Origin of the sequence: Actinokineospora sp. NBRC 105648 (assembly GCF_030269645.1) — a bacterium.
GTDB lineage: Bacteria > Actinomycetota > Actinomycetes > Mycobacteriales > Pseudonocardiaceae > Actinokineospora.
In genome coordinates this window covers 97,418-114,057 of sequence record NZ_BSTR01000009.1, presented here as the reverse complement: position 1 = coordinate 114,057, position 16,640 = coordinate 97,418, and the positions used below count along the sequence as shown (strand labels likewise).

At 73.7% G+C, this 16,640-nt stretch carries 19 protein-coding genes; 13 read left to right on the top strand and 6 right to left on the bottom strand.

Annotation, left to right across the window (positions count from 1 at the left end; translation table 11 throughout):
* Positions 1-109 precede the first annotated feature (109 nt).
* Positions 110-508 carry a VOC family protein gene (locus tag QSK30_RS11445; protein WP_285502083.1) on the top strand — a complete coding sequence of 133 codons (399 nt, stop codon included), beginning with the start codon at positions 110-112 and terminating at the stop codon, positions 506-508.
* Here QSK30_RS11445 and QSK30_RS11440 read toward each other — a convergent pair.
* The 6 genes from QSK30_RS11440 to QSK30_RS11415 form a co-directional block, all read right to left on the bottom strand.
* Positions 505-1,410: a M23 family metallopeptidase gene (locus tag QSK30_RS11440; RefSeq protein WP_285502082.1), complete on the bottom strand. Its 906-nt coding sequence runs from the start codon at positions 1,408-1,410 to the stop codon at positions 505-507. The two genes, QSK30_RS11445 and QSK30_RS11440, sit on opposite strands and share 4 nt — an antisense overlap.
* A 341-nt stretch (positions 1,411-1,751) precedes the next feature.
* Positions 1,752-2,321 (bottom strand): hypothetical protein, encoded by a 570-nt coding sequence (locus QSK30_RS11435; RefSeq protein ID WP_285502081.1) that lies wholly within the window; start codon positions 2,319-2,321, stop codon positions 1,752-1,754.
* 135 nt (positions 2,322-2,456) lie between these two features.
* Positions 2,457-2,936: a hypothetical protein gene (locus tag QSK30_RS11430; RefSeq protein WP_285502080.1), complete on the bottom strand. Its 480-nt coding sequence runs from the start codon at positions 2,934-2,936 to the stop codon at positions 2,457-2,459.
* A gap of 102 nt (positions 2,937-3,038) precedes the next feature.
* A complete protein-coding gene (locus tag QSK30_RS11425) occupies positions 3,039-3,989 on the bottom strand; it encodes a winged helix-turn-helix transcriptional regulator (protein WP_285502079.1) in 951 nt (316 codons plus the stop codon).
* Positions 3,986-5,503 carry a carotenoid oxygenase family protein gene (locus QSK30_RS11420; RefSeq protein WP_285502077.1) on the bottom strand — a complete coding sequence of 506 codons (1,518 nt, stop codon included), beginning with the start codon at positions 5,501-5,503 and terminating at the stop codon, positions 3,986-3,988. The genes QSK30_RS11425 and QSK30_RS11420 overlap by 4 nt, the downstream gene beginning before the upstream one ends.
* A gap of 16 nt (positions 5,504-5,519) precedes the next feature.
* Entirely contained in the window at positions 5,520-6,728 is a 1,209-nt protein-coding gene (locus QSK30_RS11415; RefSeq protein WP_285502075.1) for an acetyl-CoA acetyltransferase, read from the bottom strand.
* A gap of 111 nt (positions 6,729-6,839) precedes the next feature.
* Between QSK30_RS11415 and QSK30_RS11410 the strand changes: the two genes are divergently transcribed.
* The 12 genes from QSK30_RS11410 to QSK30_RS11355 all read left to right on the top strand — a co-directional run bounded on the left by QSK30_RS11410 (position 6,840) and on the right by QSK30_RS11355 (position 16,626).
* Positions 6,840-8,033 (top strand): acetyl-CoA C-acyltransferase, encoded by a 1,194-nt coding sequence (locus QSK30_RS11410; RefSeq protein WP_285502073.1) that lies wholly within the window; start codon positions 6,840-6,842, stop codon positions 8,031-8,033.
* A 142-nt stretch (positions 8,034-8,175) separates the two neighbouring features.
* Positions 8,176-8,718: a sigma-70 family RNA polymerase sigma factor gene (locus QSK30_RS11405; RefSeq protein ID WP_285502071.1), complete on the top strand. Its 543-nt coding sequence runs from the start codon at positions 8,176-8,178 to the stop codon at positions 8,716-8,718.
* Positions 8,715-9,605, top strand: coding sequence for a zf-HC2 domain-containing protein (locus QSK30_RS11400; protein WP_285502069.1), 891 nt, complete (start codon positions 8,715-8,717; stop codon positions 9,603-9,605). The genes QSK30_RS11405 and QSK30_RS11400 overlap by 4 nt, the downstream gene beginning before the upstream one ends.
* 20 nt (positions 9,606-9,625) lie before the next feature.
* Entirely contained in the window at positions 9,626-9,934 is a 309-nt protein-coding gene (locus tag QSK30_RS11395; RefSeq protein ID WP_285502067.1) for a hypothetical protein, read from the top strand.
* Positions 9,931-11,166: a hypothetical protein gene (locus QSK30_RS11390; RefSeq protein ID WP_285502065.1), complete on the top strand. Its 1,236-nt coding sequence runs from the start codon at positions 9,931-9,933 to the stop codon at positions 11,164-11,166. Before QSK30_RS11395 ends, QSK30_RS11390 begins: the two co-directional genes overlap by 4 nt.
* Before the next feature lie 15 nt (positions 11,167-11,181).
* On the top strand, positions 11,182-11,658 hold the full coding sequence (locus tag QSK30_RS11385; protein ID WP_285502062.1) for a hypothetical protein: 477 nt from the start codon (positions 11,182-11,184) through the stop codon (positions 11,656-11,658).
* The gene (locus QSK30_RS11380) at positions 11,658-13,022 is read left to right on the top strand and encodes a PPE domain-containing protein (RefSeq protein WP_285502060.1); all 1,365 of its coding nucleotides are present in this window, start codon (positions 11,658-11,660) and stop codon (positions 13,020-13,022) included. The genes QSK30_RS11385 and QSK30_RS11380 overlap by 1 nt, the downstream gene beginning before the upstream one ends.
* Positions 13,019-13,762 carry an ESX secretion-associated protein EspG gene (locus tag QSK30_RS11375; protein ID WP_285502058.1) on the top strand — a complete coding sequence of 248 codons (744 nt, stop codon included), beginning with the start codon at positions 13,019-13,021 and terminating at the stop codon, positions 13,760-13,762. The genes QSK30_RS11380 and QSK30_RS11375 overlap by 4 nt, the downstream gene beginning before the upstream one ends.
* Complete coding sequence (locus QSK30_RS11370) at positions 13,759-14,250, top strand: YbaB/EbfC family nucleoid-associated protein (protein WP_285502055.1); 492 nt, start codon at positions 13,759-13,761, stop codon at positions 14,248-14,250. Before QSK30_RS11375 ends, QSK30_RS11370 begins: the two co-directional genes overlap by 4 nt.
* A gap of 178 nt (positions 14,251-14,428) precedes the next feature.
* Positions 14,429-15,289, top strand: coding sequence for a DUF1996 domain-containing protein (locus QSK30_RS11365; protein ID WP_285502053.1), 861 nt, complete (start codon positions 14,429-14,431; stop codon positions 15,287-15,289).
* A gap of 84 nt (positions 15,290-15,373) precedes the next feature.
* Entirely contained in the window at positions 15,374-15,925 is a 552-nt protein-coding gene (locus QSK30_RS11360) for a sigma-70 family RNA polymerase sigma factor (RefSeq protein ID WP_285502051.1), read from the top strand.
* On the top strand, positions 15,922-16,626 hold the full coding sequence (locus QSK30_RS11355; protein WP_285502049.1) for an anti-sigma factor family protein: 705 nt from the start codon (positions 15,922-15,924) through the stop codon (positions 16,624-16,626). Before QSK30_RS11360 ends, QSK30_RS11355 begins: the two co-directional genes overlap by 4 nt.
* The last annotated feature ends 14 nt before the right edge of the window (positions 16,627-16,640 follow it).

Genomic DNA, 16,640 nt, shown 5'->3' with positions numbered 1-16,640 from the left:
GGGGGCCGCGCCTTGACGGGCGCGGCCCCCCGGTGTTCTCATGATCCGGTCGCGTGCTGTGGCGGACCCCGCCACCGCATGGAGGCACTGGAACCACAGGGATCCACCGATGTCCATCCAGTTCAACCACACGATCGTCCCGGCCAAGGACAAGTGGGCCGCGGCCCGCTTCCTCAGCGAGGTGCTGGGACTCCCCGAACCCGTCGAGGCGGGTTTCTTCGTCTCCGTTCAGCTGCACAACGGCGTGGCGCTCGACTACGCCGAGCCCGGCGTCGACTTCCCCCCGTCCCACCTGGCGTTCCTGGTGGGCGAGGACGACTTCGACGCGCTCTACGCGCGCGTCCGCGAGCGTGGGATCGAGCACTGGGCCGACCCGAGGATGGCCCGGCCGGGTGAGATCAACACCAACGACGGTGGCCGCGGGGTCTACTTCACCGACCCCGACGGCCACTACCTGGAAGCGATCACCGTGCCCTACGGCGGTTGGCCCGCCGACCACCAGGCCTAGAGGGTGATGCCGCGGGCGCGCAGCCACGGCAACGGGTCGATCTTGCGGCCACCCGCCTGCCACACCTCGAAGTGCAGGTGCGGGCCGGTGGACTGGCCGCGGTTGCCCATCGTCGCGATCTGCTCGCCCGCGGCCACCCGCTTGCCCTTGGCGGCCAGGATCGTGTTCACGTGGCCGTAGACGGTCACCGTGCCGTCGTCGTGCTGGACGCGCACCCACAGGCCGAAACCGCTGGCCGGGCCCGCCTCGATCACGGTGCCCGCGGCGACCGAGCGGATCGGGGTGCCGATGGCGTTGGCGATGTCGACGCCGTAGTGCGTGCTGCCCCAGCGACCGCCGAAGCCGGAGGTGAAGCGGCCCTGGGCGGGCTTGACGAAACCGTTGGTGGACTGCGGGGCGACCGCCTTGCCCGCCACGGCCTTGGGCGCGGCGGTCTTGACCGCGGCGGCCTTGTCGGCGGCCGCCTTGTCTGCCAGCGCCTTGTCCGCGGCGGCCTTCTCGGCCGCGACCTTGTCCGCGGCCGCCTTCTCCGCGGCTGCCTGGTCGGCGGCCACCTTCTCGACCGCGACGCGCTCGCGCTGGGCGACAGCGGCGCGGACGTCACCCGCGCGCTGGAGCTTCTCCGCCTCGACGACGGCCCCGCCCGCGGCGGGCGTACCCGCGGTGGTGGTGGCCGGGGCGGTGAAGGCCATCCGCAGGACGTCGGCGCGGACACCGCCCTCCTGGGCGGCCGGGACGCTCTGCGCGGCCAGCAACGGCTGGCCGATGGCCACTACCGCGCCCGCGGCGACGGCGGTGGCGATGAAGTGCCCGCGCGGTGCGGTGCGTTTCTTGCGGTGTCTGCCCCCTGCGCCGTTCGCGGGCGCAGGGCAGCGTGGATCGCCGCTCGGGGAAGCGGACATGGCGGTGCCTTGCCTTCCGTCTCGGGGAGATCCGGTCGGGCTTCGGGCGGGGGACCCGAGTAGTGCCGGGCGGGGGACCCGGAACTGCCCTCGTAACCGAACCGTGACGTTCGCGGCGACGCTACCCCGCGCAACGGAGAAGGCAAACACAATGTGACGCGCAGCCGAATCGACGGGCAAAAGGAGCGAATCTACTACTCACCGTGATATTGGGCGGTCTGGTCAGCGCGGACGCCGCCACTATCGGGTGGTCAGTCGCACGCGAAAGCCGCTCACGTCCAACCTGCTCAGTGACGGAGGTCACGCGGTGGGGAGGGTCCGACGGGCCCTCCCCACCGGGATCAGCCCTGTTCGACGACGACCACGGTGCGGTTGGCGACCGCCTTCTCCAGCGGCACCTCGACCGCGCGCGGGGTGAGCACCATCGCGCACACCTTGCCGCCCTCGGCACCACCCTGCGGCGAGGTCATCGGGGTGAGCGAGACCTTCACGGTGCTGTCGGTGGACTCCACGACCTGGGCGTCGACGCCGGCGCAGGCGTCCCGCGCCACGGCGACGAGCTGCAGCGACTTGCCGTCGGCCGAGGCCCAGACGCGGCGCTCCTTGTAGGCCTCGGGCAGCGCCTTGACGTCGACCTGCTTGGCGGGCAGCTCCTTGAAGCCCGCCGGGACGACGACCTCGCCACCGGGCTTGACGGTGACCTCGGGCGCGCGCGACTTGGTGGGGGCCGGGCCGGGGGACTGCGGCGGGGCCGAGGGGTCGGACGGGGCGGCGGAGTCGGACGGGACGGTGGCCGCCGACGAAGCCGCGGGCGTGGTGGTGCCCGGGCTCGCCTGGTCGGACGTGCCGCCACAGCCCGCCAGCGCGAGCAGGGCCAGGGCCGCGACGGCCGTGGACAGAGTGGTCTTCATGACCCCAGGACGGTAGTCGACGCCGTCGCGGTTGCACGGTGGGCCGGGCTCACGCGCAAGAGCGGTGCCCCGGTCGGTGGGGCAATACCGACCGGGGCACCATGGAGGGAAGGTCTGTCGCCTACACCCGATTCGTCACTTCGTGCGCTGTTCGCTCTTGAGGACGATCTTGCGCTCCCCCAACGGCTTCGCGAGCTCGACCGTCAACTTGGGATAGCGGATGTCCATCGTGCACTGCGCGGGCTTGGGCGGCTGCGTCTCGACCAGGGTGATGACCACCTGCGTGTCGGACTGCTCGGTCACCTCGGCGCTCGCCTTGCCACAGCCGCCTTCCTGGCCCTGGACGCCGACGGTCTTGCCACCGTCGTCGGTCCACGCCATGGTCGGGTAGTCCTGCACCAGCCCGGTCGCGTCGACCTGCGCGGCCGGGACCGGCGCGGCGCCGTCCGGGGGCGTGCGCGCGGGCTGGCGCTCCGGCTCACCCGAGGGCTGCGTGGGGTCCAACGGCGCGGTCGGCTCACCCGGTGCGGTCGTGGGCACGGACGGCGCGGTAGAAGTGGGCACCGACTGTCCAGGTGGTGTGGACGCGGTCTCCTGTCCGGCGCAGGCGGTCATGGCCGCGAGGAGAACGCCGGCGCCAATCATGGTTGCTAGGCGTTTCATGCCCACAGGACGGAGGCGGGCCGGAGCCGGGTTGCACGGGGTCCGGTGATTTCCTCACACACTGGCCGCGGCCTCGATCGAGCGGCCGGAGAGCGGCGCCCGACACTCGGAGCACAGCAGGAGCAGGGCGTACTCGTGCCCGGTGCCGCGGTGACCGAGGACGACGGCGGGCCCCTCGGGCGCGAGGAACCAGCGCTGGCCCCAATCGATCGCGGACATGACGACGGGCAGGAACGCGCGGCCCTTGTCGGTGAGCCGGTAGGTGGAGCGGTTGGAGCGGTCCGCGGAACCGGAGGCGGTCAGGACGCCGAGGTCGCGGAAGGTGCGCAACCGGTCGGCGACCACGGTCGCGGGCGCGCCGAGTCGGCGTTGGAACTCCGAGAACCGGTGTGCGCCCAGGTAGGCGGCGCCGAGCATGGCGGCCGACCAGCGGTTGCCGATCAGCGCCCGGCTCTGCGGGAAGAACCCGGCGCCCAGGCTGGTGGACCCGCTGGACCGGCGGCGCATGGTGGTGTTGGGCGCCGAGCGCGGCCACGACCCGCTCGGGCCGAACGCCGCGGTGATCTCGCGCTGGGTGACCGGTTCGGCGCAGGTGCGGCAGGCGGGCACCGGCTCGAAGTGCCGCCCGCAGTCGCGGTGCCGCAACGGCGTGACCCGCTCGCCGTGGTCGGTGGCCCAGGCCAGCTCCCACGCGCCGATGGTCGCGAGCACCGGCCACAGCGCGGCACCGCGCGGGCTCAGGTGGTACTCGAAGCGGCGTGGGCGGTCGTCGTACTCCTGGGGCACCAGGACACCCGCCTCGCACAGGTGCCGCAGCCGCGAGGTGAGCACGGCGCTGGAGATGGGCAGCAGCTCCTGCCAGTCCTGGAAGCGCAAGACGTCGCGCTGCAGCGCGTGTCGCAGGATCAGCAGGGTCCACTCGTCCGCGACGACCCCGATGGCGAACGCGATGGCGTTAGCGCCGCCCGCGCCGAGCGCGCTGGGCCGGTCGGGCGGGTGGATCATGGCGTGGGCAGCCCCACCGCGGTCGCCGGGTCGTCGGCGGTGCGCCAGCCGGGTAGCCGGTCGCCCGCCGCCCAGGTGCTGTGCGTGCCGCTGGAAACCCGTTCCGGCAGGCGGATCCGGGCCACCGGGCCGTCGCCCACCCGGGCGCTGTCGAACACCAGGCACTCGGAGCGGTCGGCGTTGACGTCGGTGGTGATGGTGATCAGGTAAGCGTCGTCCTCGGCGCGCGAGCCGACCCGCGGGGCGACGGCGGTCTCGCTGCCGAACACCCCTGGACCGTACCGGTAGCGCTCTTCGCCGCCGGTGTGCAGGTCGTGGCGGACCAGGCCGTCGAAGAGGAACCACCCCGGCTCGCCGGTGGAGGCGTAGGCGTAGCGGTAGGGACGGCCCGCGTAGTGGGAGTTGACCATGCCGAACTCGGTGATCGAGTCGGTCAGCCGCTCCTCCGTCGCCTGCCCGGTGGCCAGGTTCAGGCGCCAGCGGTGCAGCCGGGTCCGCATACCGTCGAGGGAGAGCATGCGGAAGAGCTTGGCGTGGGCCGGATCGCCGGGGAACGTGCCGCCGCGGCCCTCGGGGTCGGATTGGAAGAAGCCGTCGACGACGATCTCGTCGCCGTCCTCGTAGGCGTTGACGAAGTGCAGGACGAACGTCGGGTCGGCCTCGAACCAGCGGATCCGGTCGCCGGCGGCCTTACGCGGCAGCACACCCAGCCGCAGCGGCAGCTCCGGGTGGAAGCGCGCCGCGTGCACGCCCTTGGCGAGCAGGTCGGGCTCCCAGAACAGCGGGCAGTCGTTGAGGATCGCGTAGTTCTCGGTGAACGCCATGTCGTGCGGCAGCCGCGGGCCGGGCAGCGCCACGTCGGTGTAGTGGGTGAGCTGGTTCGCCGCGTCGACCACGCCGTAGCGCAGGTGCGGCTCGTCCTTGCCGTAGTTGAAGAACAGCAGCTCACCGGTGGCCTCGTCGACCTTGGGGTGGGCGGAGACGCCGTGCTCGGGCGACCACGGGGACTTGCCGAGGGTGTCCAGGGTCAGCGGGTCGAGCCGGTAGGGCTCACCGCACTGGTAGAAGGTGGTGAGCGCGGCACCGGCGTGCACCACGACGTCGGTGCTCGACGCGTCCTTCATCCGGCCGCGCGCGCCCCAGCCGTCGTGGCGCGGCGCTGACTCCGGCCGCTCGGCGATGCCCGCCCACAGCGGGCCGCCCGCCTCCTGCTCGGCGAGGAATCCGTCGGTCCGCACGAAGCGGTTGCGGTAGAAGGCTTTGCCGTCGCGGAAGCCGACCACGTGCACCATGCCGTCGCCGTCGAACGGGTGGTAGGTGGCGAGCGCGGGGTGGACGGGGTTCTCGGTGTTGCGCAGGTAGACACCGTCGAGGTCGGCGGGGACCTCGCCGACGACCTCCAGGTCGGTGGCGGCGCGTTCGACGGTCTGCGGGCGCCACGGGCCGCTGCGGTAGGGGTGGTCGTCGTCTGCGGGCAGGGTGCTCAGCGCCCGACCCAGGATCTCGATGTCCACTGTGGACTCCCCCTGCCTAGTTGGCGCCGCCCAGGACGAAGGCGACCGTGGTGGCGGTGCTGCCGCCGATGTTGAGCGTGCCGAACCGGTTCGCACCGTCCACCTGGTACGCCCCGGCCGTGCCGGTGACCTGCTTGTGCGCGTCGAGCACCATCCGCACACCGCTGGCACCGACCGGGTGGCCGCCGCCGATGAGCCCGCCGCTGGGGTTCACCGGGATCCGGCCGCCGATCTCCAGGTCGCCGTTCTCCACCGCGGTGAACGACTTGCCCGGCTCGGTGATCCCGAAGTGGTCGATGGCCGCGTACTGCGACATGGCGAAGCAGTCGTGCGCCTCGATGCCGTCCAGGTCGTCCACATCGGACACACCGGCGCGGCCGAAGGAGTCCAGGATCGCCTGCCGCACGTGCGGGAGCACGTAGGGCTCGTCGGCGCTGCGGGCGAGCTTGGCCGCCAGCGGGAGGCCGACCGTGCGGTGGCCCCAGCCCAGCACCCGGGAGATGCCCGGGCGGCGGTGCTCGCGCAGCCAGCGGTAGGAGGCGAGCACCACGCCCGCGGCGCCGTCGGTGACCTGGCTGCAGTGCTGCCTGCGCACCCGGCCCTCGACGACCGGGTTGGCGGTGTCGTCGTCGGTGAAGCCCGCGGCGGGGAAGGTCCAGGCGCGGGTCTGGGCGTTGGGGTTGGCCCGGGCGTTGCGCAGGTTCAGCTCGGCGATGGCGTTGAGGTGCGCGCCGTCGAGGCCGTAGCGGCGGTCGTACTCCTCGGCGAGCTCGCCGAACATGTGCGGCCACAGGTAGGTGGCCCCCGCCCCCTCGTGCCCGACCCAGGCCGCCGCGCCCAGGTGCCGCGCGGCCTGGTCGCCGGACACCGTCCGCTCGATCTCGACGCCGAGCACCAGGGCCAGGTCGTAGCGGCCGGACTCCAGGTCGGCCATCGCCGCCAGCAGCGCCACCCCGCCGGAGGCGCAGGCCGCTTCGTGCCGGGACGCGGGCACGCCCCAGAGCTCGTCGCACACTGTGGCGGGCATCGCACCGAGGTGGCCCTGGCCGGTGAACAGCTGGCCGAACGCGTTGCCGACGTGGATCACGCCGACCTCCCCCGGCCCGGTCCCGGCCGCCGCCAGCGTGCCCTCGACGACCTCCGCGACCAGGTCGGACACCTCGCCACCGGCTCGGGTGAGGTTCCTGGCGAAGTCGGTCTGGTAACCGCCGAGCACCGCGACCATGCGCCACCCTCCCTTTCCCGGCGCTGCTTGCCAGTCCCGGGAAAACGAGACTACAACTGGCAGAGTGACCAGGCCAGGCTCCGGCGGAGGGGTGTTCGAAGGGGGTGTGCGGTGCGCGGCGAGGTGTACGTGCTCGACTACGTCCGCACCGCCCGCGGCCGGGCGAGCGCGCGCGGCGGACTGCACCACCTGACCCCGCTCGACCTGGTCACCGGGCTGCTGAGCGCGTTGACCGACCGCGTCCCCGCGCTCGACCCGGGCACGGTCGAGGACGTCGTCCTCGGGTGCGCGTCGCAGGTCGGCGAGCAGGGCGGCAACCTCGCCCGGACCGCGGCGCTGCTGGCGGGCTGGGGCGACGGGGTCCCCGGGCTGACGATCAACCGGTTCTGCGCCTCCGGCATCGACGCGGTCGCCCAGGTCGCGGCCCGGATCCGCGGCGGCGAGCTCGGTCTGGCGGTGGCCGGCGGAGTGGAGAGCGGCTCCCGGGTGCCGGTGTTCGCCGATCGCGCTCCACTGTGGACTGATGTGGAAGTGGTGCGGCGCACCGGGTCGGTGCACATGGGCGTGGCGGCCGACCTCAACGCCACCATCGACGGGTACACCCGCGAGGACCTCGACGGCTACGCGCTGGAGTCCCAGCACAAGGCCGCCGCGGCGTGGCGGGCGGGCGCGTTCGACGACGTCGTGGTCCCGCTCGGCGGGCTCGACCACGACGAACTGGTCCGCCCGGACACCAGCCGCGACGCCCTCGCCGCGCTGCCGCCCGCGTTCGCCGGGATCGGCGCCGACGGCCAGGACGAGCTGGCGCTGTCCAGCCGGGCCTGGCCCGAGCGCATCGAGCACCTGCACACCGTCGGCACCTCCCCCGCCCTGGCCGACGGCGCCGCGCTGCTGCTGATCGGCGACGACCGCGCCGCCCGGGTGCTCGGTCTGGCGCCGCGGGCGCGGATCGTGGCGTCGTCGGTGGTCGCGCACGACCCGGTGACGATGCTGACCGCGGGGCAGGCGGCGATGGAGCGCGCCATGCTCCGGGCGGACGTGCTGCCCGCCGAGGTCGACGTGTTCGAGTTCGCCGAGGCGTTCGCCGCGCTGTGCCTGCGGCTGCGCCGCGACCTCGACGTGGGCCCGGAGCGGCTCAACCCCTCCGGCGGCACCATCGCGATGGGGCACGCCCTCGGCGCCACCGGCGCGATCATGGTGGGCGGCTGCGTGGCGGAGCTGGAGCGCCGGGCGGGCCGGTTCGGCGTGGCCGGGGTCAGCGGCGCCGCCGGGCTCGGCGTCGGGATGTTGTTGGACCGCAACTAGAACGCGCCCGAGACGCGCGGAGCCGCCGCCGCGGTTGTCCCGTGTGGTCTGGACAACAGCTGCGCTCCACTTCGAACCGGCACGCCCCGCCATCCGTGTCAGCAGGGAGGCCCACCGCACGCCGGAGGACAGGGAGTCGGGGATGGCGAGGCTGTTCGGCCCGGCCAAGACGACCTCGACGGACGAGGCACTCGTGCGCTCGCTCTACGAGGACCACAGCCAACCGCTGCTCGCCTACGCGACCCGGCTCACCGGCGACCGCGCGGCGGCCGAGGACGTGGTGCAGGAGGCGCTCGTGCGGGCCTGGCGCAACGCGGGCGCGCTGGCGGCGAACGCCGACTCGGTGCGCGCGTGGCTGTTCACCGTGACCCGGAACCTGGTCATCGACCGGGTCAGGGCCCGGTCCGCGCGGCCCGCGGAGGTGGCCGAGTCGCCCGCCTTCGACCCGGTGCTGGTCGACCACGCGCAGCGCGTCGTCGACTCGATGAGCGTGCTGGCGGCCATCGAGCGGCTCTCGGAGGACCACCGCCGGGTCCTGGTGGAGATCTACTTCCACGACCGGAGCGTGGCGGACGCGGCCCGCGCGCTGGGCATCACGCCGGGCACCGTCAAGTCCCGGTCGCACTACGCGGTCCAAGCGCTGCGGCTCGCGATGGTGGGCGCACCGGAGAGGACCCCCGCATGAGCACCCGGGGCTGCCCGCCGCTCGGCGCGTACGCGCTGGGCGTGCTCGACGACGAGGAGCGCCGCGTGACCGAGCTGCACCTGGCGGGCTGCGCGCCCTGCCGAGTCGAACTGGACGCGGTGCGGGCGATGCTGGAGCTGGCCGAGGCGCTGCCACCCGAGGCCCTGCTGCGCACCAGGCCCACCGACGACCTGCTGCTGCGGCGGACGCTGCGGCAAGTCCGCGCGGAGGCCGGGGCCCGGCGAACCCGGGTGCGGATCTTGACCGCGGCTGCCGCCGGAGTGGTGGTCGCCGCCGCGGTGGGCGTCGGTGTGCTCGTCGGGCGGTCGGCGCCCGAGCGCGCGGTCGCCGAGCAACCGCCGCAGCAGCCGTCCGTCGGACGGGAACCAACCGCCGCCGCGACGACCCACTCGGCCGCGCGGCCCGCTGACCCGACATCCCGCACCGCGACACCACCGCGTGCGAGCCACCCGACCAGCACCAGCCCGACCGCGGCAGCGGAACCGACCGCGGTGAGCAGCACCCCGACCACCACTCCGACGACGACCAGTCCCCCGCCTCCCCCCGAGGTGCCACCACCGGCCCAGGCGCTGCCGCCCACCGAGGTGTTCGGCACCGACCCGACGACCGGTGTCCGACTGACCGCCGCGCTGACCTCGGAGAACGGTTGGGTGCGGGTGACCGCGACGGTCACCGGGGTTCCCGACGGCAAGCGCTGCGCGCTCGTCGTGGTCACCACCGGCGGTGTACGGGAACAGGCCGCGAGCTGGGTCTCGGCGCCCGCGCCCGCCCAGCTGAGCGGAGCCGCGGCGGTCCGGCTCGGCGCCGTCGCCGCGGTCGAGGTCGTCGGCGCCGACGGCACCCGCTACATCTCCGCCCGCCCCTGACTGTCCACTTGAGAGGGAAGATGACGAACCCCCAGCAGGTCCGGGTGTCCCCGGCCGACCTGACCGCGATGGCGGGCACCCTCGACGAAGCCGCGACCTGGGTGCGCGACACCGCCGCCCGGATGGGTGACCACTGGGCCCCGCAGGCCTGGGGCTACTTGCTCGGCCAGGTGTTCGGCGGCGTCGCCCACATCGCGATGGACAGCCTGGAGCAGTCCTGCGCCCAGCGGTCGGCGAAGTTGCGCCACGACGCCGACGAGCTGCGCGCGATCGTCGCGCGGTACGTCGGCACCGACCTCGACGCCGCCGACAGCTTCACCACCGCGTGACCACCCCGAACCTGACCGCGCCGCGGACCAGCGCGACGGCGGGCGCGGGGATCTTCGACTCCGGCGCGAACCTGATCGGGGACATCGGCGCGATCCGGGCCGCGCAGGGCGAGGACGTCGCCCGGCTCGGCGTGGAGATCGGCGTGGACGTGGTCGCGCTGGCCTTCGACGTGGTCAAGTTCGTGTTCAACCCGTTTGGCTCGCTGATCTCGGCGGGCCTGGGCTGGGTGGTGGAGCACTTCGAGCCGACCAGGACGCTGCTCACCTGGGTCGCGGGCGATCCCGACCAGGCACAGTTGGTCGCGCAGAACACGCACGCGCTGGCCGAGACCTTCACCGAGGTCGACGCCCGGTTCGACGCGGGCCGGTCGGTGATCGACCCCTGGCAGGGCTTGGCGGCGGAGAGCTGCAAGCCGGCGATGAAGTTCCACCACCTGGAGCTGCGGGCCCTGGCGGCGACCACGGAGACCATCGGCTACATCGTGCACGGGTGCGCGGCGGCGGTGTCGGTGGTGCGCTCGCTGGTCCGCGACCTGATCACCACACTGGTCGGCGACGCCATCGCGGCCGGTCTCACCGCGCTGGCGCTGGCCCCGATCACCGGCGGCACCTCGATCGTGGGGTTCCTGGGTTGGTTGGGCGTGCGGATGGCCACGGTCCTCGGCGCGGCGTTCGCCAAGATCGCCAAGGCGATGGGTCTGATGAGCCGCTCGGCGGCCCGGATGACCTCGCTGTCGAAGACCGGCCAGGTGCGGCCGGGCAGCGCGGGCGCCGCCGGGACCACCCGCCCACCGACCCCGGTCCGGACCACGACGGCACCGCTCACCACCACCGCGTCCACCACCACGGCGTCCACGGTCGCGCCGGTCACGGTCCGGCCGGTCACCAGGACGCCGTCGCTCACCTCGGTGACCACACCGGTGGCGAAACCACCGCCAACGCCGCCCAAGCCGTATTCCGGGCCCTGGCTCAAGTACCACGAGCACGTGCTCAAGACGCGCGCGCCCAACTCCTGGGCGTTGCTCAAGCGCGGCGAGGAGCGGATCAAGACCAACGCGTTGCTGGCCAAGCACTACCCGTGGCTGCGCAAGACCGCCGACCTGGACAGCTCCAAGGAGTGGATCGGCTGGGTCGGCAAGGCGGTCACCAAGGGCGTGGTCGAGCTCTCGGACATCAAGTGGTCCGCCGAACGGGGCAGGCAGGCCCAGCGCGACAACCCCCGTCACCCCTGACCGGCAAGGAGAACCGTGCAAGACTTCGAACCCGAGATCGAGACGGCCGCGGACGACCCAGTGGTCGAGGCGCCGCAGGTCATTCCCCTCTCCGATGGGGCGACCGCGCTGCGCGGCGCCGCGATGCGGGCGGCGATCAGCGGCGTGGTCGCGCTGACGAACGACATCCGCGCGGGACGGGTCACGATCGAGCCGGGAGCAGGCGCGCGGCTGGTCTCCGCACTGCGCGGGCAGTCCGACGACGCGAACGGCTGGCTGGAGCGCGCGCAGGCGTTGGCGTGCTCGATTCCCCTGGGTCGCAACGACATCGGCGTCGCGATGGCGGGGAAGTTCCGCCGCCGCGCGGAAAGCGACGACACCTCGTTCGTGGTCGTGCTGCGCCGCTACGTCGAGGTGCTGGCCGCGGCGACGACGGCCGTCACGAGCGCGATGGCGGACTACCAGGACACCGACCACGAACGCGCCTGGTCCCTGCGGACGGTGGACGCCTGATGAGCGCCCGGATGGGGACCGACCTGGTGTTGACCGACCCGGTGAACTGGGCCGCGCGCTCGCACCTGGAACTGCACTTCTCCGTGCACGCCGACCTCGACCCCGGCGCCACCGCGGCCGTGGCGCACGAGTGGGAGCAGCTCGGCGCGACGATGGTCTCCTCGGCGACCCGGTTCGCCGAGGCGGTGCGCGGGACCGAGTCCGGTTGGCAGGGCGAGGCGGCGACCGCCGCTCGCGCCTCGACCACGACCCTCGCGGACTGGGGCGGGGAGACCGCCGCGACGGCGACCACGATCTCGGTGCGGCTGGGCGAACAGGGCGCGCACGCCGAGCGGGCCCGCGCGAGCATGCCGGAACCGGTCGAGTTCAGCTGGCCGTCGGTGCTGTTCGGCAGCTTCGGTGTCGGCGGCATCGGCGGTTTCCTGCTCACGTTGCAGGACTTGCAGCGGATGAACGAGCTGTCCCGCTCCGGCCACGAGCGGGCCGTCGAGGTGATGACCGAGCTGGAGACCAACTCGCGCGCGGTCGACGAGGCGCTGCCGGTGTTCGCCCTACCGCCCGACACGGCCCTGCCCACGACGGCGAACGACACCACGGTACTGGGCGCCACCACGGCTCTGGGCGAGCGGCTCATCGCGGCCGGTGCAGACGCGCTCGGCACCAACCCGTTGGGCGGGAACGCTTTCGACAACCCGTCGGGTGGCGGTGAAGACCTGACGGCGGGTGACCAGGGTGCGCTGTCCGGTGACCTGTTCGACCCGGCCTCCGGCGGCGAGTGGACCCCGCCGGACCGGTCCGGGGCGCCGTACCCGCCGCAGTACACCGCGACCAGCACGGCGTCGACCTTCCCGCCGGTCTCGGCCTCTACCCTGGGCGGGCCACAATCCCTCGGCCCCAACAGCTTCAGCCCCGGCGGGATTGTCCCCAATGGACTCGGCCCAGGTGGGGCAGGCGGCTTCGGCCCAGCAGGCTTCGGCCCGACGGGTTTCGGCGGACCGGGGCCGGGTGGACCCGGGTCAGGCGTCGTGGGCTCGCCGGGCGGGGGCTCCGGGGTCGCGGGCTTCGGCCCGACAGGCGGTCCGGCCGGCGGCGCGGCTCGGCAGAGCGGTCCCGGGTCTGGCGCCCGGGTGGTCGCCGGGGCACCCGGCCAACCAGGCGGCGCACCGGCGCGCGGGGCCCAGCCGGGCGCGGGCCAGTCGGGCTTCCCCGGCGGCGCGGGCGGCGGCGGGAGCAAGGGTGAGCCGGACAAGGAGCGCAAGTCCGCGCCGTACGTGCGGGGCGAGTCGATCTTCGAGGACGAGGAGCGGGTGGCCCCCGCGGTCATCGGCGCCACGTTCACACCCAAGAGCTGGGTCCGCGAGTGACCGCGATCCGGCTCAGCACCGAGGAGTTCGACGTGCTCTGGTCCACGCAGCGGCTCGGCAGGCTGCCCTACCCGTTGGACGTGCCGAGCGTCGGCGCTACCGCGGCCGAGCGTGCCAAGATCACCGAGCGCGTGCGCGACGGCCTGGCGGAGCGCGGGCTGTGGACCGGTCGAGGCCCGGACGGACTGCTCATCGATCTGTTCACCGTGCTCGCCGCGCCGCGCTACGCGGTCGACGCGGTAGGTCACCTACCGACCGATTCACCCGCGCTCGGTCCGGGCGGACCGTTCCGAGCGCTGGGCGCGGTGCGTGACGGCGCGGGCGCGCTGGCGGTCGTGCACGCCGACGACACCGTGACACTGCGCGAACTGCGCCACGCGCAGCTGCCGCGGGCGGTGGTCGACCTCTTACCCGCGGGACAACCCGGCCCTGGACACGCGGTATCCGTGGCGGTGGCCGAGCTGACCGGCGAGGACAGCGGGCCGGGATCCGGCGTCCTGGAGTCCGGTGTGCCGAACCCGGACTACGCCGTGCTCGGCGAGTTGGCCGAGTCCCGGGTCGCGGGCGGGCAGTTCGGCGTCAGCGCGGGCCGCTCGCGGGCACACCCGGTGGTGTGCTGGTTCGACACCGCGGCGGGCCGCTACCTGGTGATCCTCGACGACCACTGGCTGAGCTTGGCGCCCAGCGACAACGAGCGGATCACCCAGCGGCTCGACACCATCCTGGCGACGGCGCCGTGAGCGCCGACCAGGACCCGGCGCCGCTCGAGCAGGCGCTGCGGGAGGTGGCCGACCTGCGCGCGCGGTCGACCGAGCTGGCCGAGCGGCTGGCGACCGACCGGGTGGTGCTGACCGCGCCGGACGGGTCGGTCACGGTCACCCTCGGGCTGACCGGCGCGCTGGAGGACCTGCGGCTGGGCCACCGGGCCTGCGAGCTGGGCCCGGCCCGGCTCACCGCGGTGATCATGCGAACGGTGGCCGCCGCCCGGACCCGCGCGACCCACCAGGCGGCGGCGGCGTTCGCGCCGATGGGCGTGGGTACCGAGGCCATGCGCATGGTCAACATGTTCCTGCCGGACGAGGAGAACCCGGACCCCGGTGGCGCCGAGGACCACGGCGAGCACTACGCCGCCGAGGAGCGCGCGCGGGCCCCGCGGGCACCGGTGCGCCTGCCGCGGCGCCCACGACCCGCCGAACCGGAGGACGACGAGGAAGTCGACCTCTGGTGAGGCCGGTCCAGGACGGGCACCCCCTACCGTCCTGGACCGCGGCCGTCGCGGCGGCACCCGTCGCCGCGACGGCCGCCCCGCGCGGGGAGTCGTGCGCTGTGGGGTCGTTCATCACGGTGCCATCGGGGGGCATGATCGTGTTCACTGGTCGGCTGTGGCCCGGTACCAGAGTGATCGCGTGATCCGTCTCAGCACGCTGCTCGCCGTCGGCGTGCTGACCGCCGCCTGCGCGGGCGCCCCGCCGGAGTCCCGCGTCGACATCGGCGATGTCGCCCCCACCCCGGCCCCGGCGGTCGGCCGCGGCGCTGCCGCCGGCAGCTACACCGTCGACTGCGGGCGCGAGGGCCACCGCAACTCCGACAACCTGGTCGCCTCCCCCGGCGTCCGCGACGGCGCCCACCACCTGCACGACTACGTGGGCAACGAGTCCACCGACGCGTTCAGCACGAACGCCTCCCTGGCCGCGGCGCCGACGTCCTGCCGCGACGGCGACGCCTCCACCTACTACTGGCCGGTGCTGCGCCTGGGCGGCCACCACGACAGCCCGCGCACGCCGGACTCGGTGCGGATCACCTTCCTCGGCAGCCCGGTCAGCGAGGTGGTGGGCATGCCCCGGTTCCTGCGCACGGTGACCGGCGACGCCAAGGCGGGCCCGGGCGCGCGCGCCACCTGGACGTGCGCGGGGTTCGACGACCGCCGCACCACCTCGTACCCGCGCTGCCCGTCCGGTTCCCGCACGCTGCGCGTCTTCGACTTCCCGAGTTGCTGGGACGGCCGGAGCACCGACAGCCCCGACCACAAGGCCCACCTGCGCTTCCCCAGCGCCGACGGCTCCTGCCCGCACGGCAGCTTCCCGGTGCCCAGGCTGCGGATCGAGGTCGGCTACGACCTGGCGCCGGACGCCCTGTTCAGCATCGACAGCTTCCCGGAGGTGGCCGACCGGGCGTCCGCCTCCGACCACGCGCACTTCGTGAACGTGCGCACCGACAAGGCCATGGACGAGGTCGTGACCTGCGTGAACCAGGGTCGGGTCTGCTAGTCGGAAATCGCTTCGAACCACCCCGGCCCGGCGGCCGTGTCAGGGGGGAAGCGCAACCGGACGCCGTTTGGACAGGGAGTCGGCATGGCGAGGCTGTTCGCCCGGGCACGGGCGACATCGAGGGACGAGGCGCTGGTGCGCTCGCTCTACGAGGAGCACGGCAAGGCCCTGCTGGCCTACGCCGTGCGCCTCACCGGCGACCGCGCGGCCGCCGAGGACGTCGTCCAGGAGACCCTGGTGCGGGCGTGGCGGCACGCGGACGCGCTGCTGGACAAGGAGGGATCGGTCCGCGCCTGGCTGTTCACCGTGGCCCGGAACCTGATCGTGGACAAGGTGCGGGCCAAGGCCGCCCGGCCCACCGAGGTGGCCGAGTCGCCCACCACGGTGCCGGTCTCGCGCGACCACTCCCAGCGGGTGGTTGACTCGATGAGCGTGCTGGCCGCGATCGAGGGGCTCTCCGAGGACCACCGACGGGTGCTGCTGGAGATCTACTTCCGCGACCGGAGCGTGGCGGAGGCCGCCGCGGAGCTGGGGATCGCCCCCGGCACGGTCAAATCCCGGTCGCACTACGCCCTGCAGGCGCTGCGCGTGGCGATGGCCGGGCGGCGCGGCGCACTGGAAGGGGTGTCGGCATGAGCACGCACGAGACACCGATGCTCGGCGCCTACGCGCTGGGCGTGCTGGACACCGACGAGCGCCAGGCCGTCGAAGAGCACCTGGCGGGTTGCGGCGAGTGCCGCGCCGAACTGGCCGCCCTGGAGGAGGTGCGGGACATGGCAGGAGACCTGCCGGAGGAGGCGTTGCTGCACGGGCCCCCGGATGACGGCGACCTGCTGCTGATGCGCACGTTGCACCAGGTGCGCGCGGAGTCCGCGGCGAAGCGCAACCGCGGTCTGGTGGTCACGGGTGTGGCGGCGGCTGTGGTGGCCGCGGTCGTGCTCGGCGCGGGAGTGGTGATCGGGCGTTCGACTGGCTCGACCGAGGTAGCGCTGCCGACGGTGACCGTGACGCCCGGCGAGGTCCGTCCAGAGGGGACCAAGATGCTCTCGGGCGCTGACCCGCGCACCGGGGCGCGGCTTACCGCCGCCGTGGTGCCTGCCCCGGGCTGGGTGCGGCTCAACGTCTCGGTCACCGGCATCCCGGAGGGCCAGCGCTGCCGGATCGTCGTGGTCGGCGCGGACGGTACCCGCGAGGAGGCGGGCAGCTGGGTCGTGTCGAAGAAGGGCGCGGCCGAGGGCACGAACCTCGACGGGGCGGCCCTGATCGCGCCGGAGTCGGTGTCGGCGGTGGAGATCGTGAACACCTCGGGCGAGAGGTTCGTGTCGGTGTCGGTGTAGACCACCTGGCCGGG

What these genes read in the sequence shown, in the direction of transcription:
- QSK30_RS11440 (WP_285502082.1), bottom strand. Translation starts at nt 1,410, where the DNA reads ATGTCCGCTTCCCCGAGCGGCGATCCACGCTGCCCTGCGCCCGCGAAC.
- QSK30_RS11395 (WP_285502067.1), top strand. Translation starts at nt 9,626, where the DNA reads ATGACGAACCCCCAGCAGGTCCGGGTGTCCCCGGCCGACCTGACCGCG.
- QSK30_RS11425 (WP_285502079.1), bottom strand. Translation starts at nt 3,989, where the DNA reads ATGATCCACCCGCCCGACCGGCCCAGCGCGCTCGGCGCGGGCGGCGCT.
- QSK30_RS11415 (WP_285502075.1), bottom strand. Translation starts at nt 6,728, where the DNA reads ATGGTCGCGGTGCTCGGCGGTTACCAGACCGACTTCGCCAGGAACCTC.
- QSK30_RS11360 (WP_285502051.1), top strand. Translation starts at nt 15,374, where the DNA reads ATGGCGAGGCTGTTCGCCCGGGCACGGGCGACATCGAGGGACGAGGCG.
- QSK30_RS11355 (WP_285502049.1), top strand. Translation starts at nt 15,922, where the DNA reads ATGAGCACGCACGAGACACCGATGCTCGGCGCCTACGCGCTGGGCGTG.
- QSK30_RS11435 (WP_285502081.1), bottom strand. Translation starts at nt 2,321, where the DNA reads ATGAAGACCACTCTGTCCACGGCCGTCGCGGCCCTGGCCCTGCTCGCG.
- QSK30_RS11380 (WP_285502060.1), top strand. Translation starts at nt 11,658, where the DNA reads ATGAGCGCCCGGATGGGGACCGACCTGGTGTTGACCGACCCGGTGAAC.
- QSK30_RS11400 (WP_285502069.1), top strand. Translation starts at nt 8,715, where the DNA reads ATGAGCACCCGGGGCTGCCCGCCGCTCGGCGCGTACGCGCTGGGCGTG.
- QSK30_RS11405 (WP_285502071.1), top strand. Translation starts at nt 8,176, where the DNA reads ATGGCGAGGCTGTTCGGCCCGGCCAAGACGACCTCGACGGACGAGGCA.
- QSK30_RS11445 (WP_285502083.1), top strand. Translation starts at nt 110, where the DNA reads ATGTCCATCCAGTTCAACCACACGATCGTCCCGGCCAAGGACAAGTGG.
- QSK30_RS11430 (WP_285502080.1), bottom strand. Translation starts at nt 2,936, where the DNA reads ATGACCGCCTGCGCCGGACAGGAGACCGCGTCCACACCACCTGGACAG.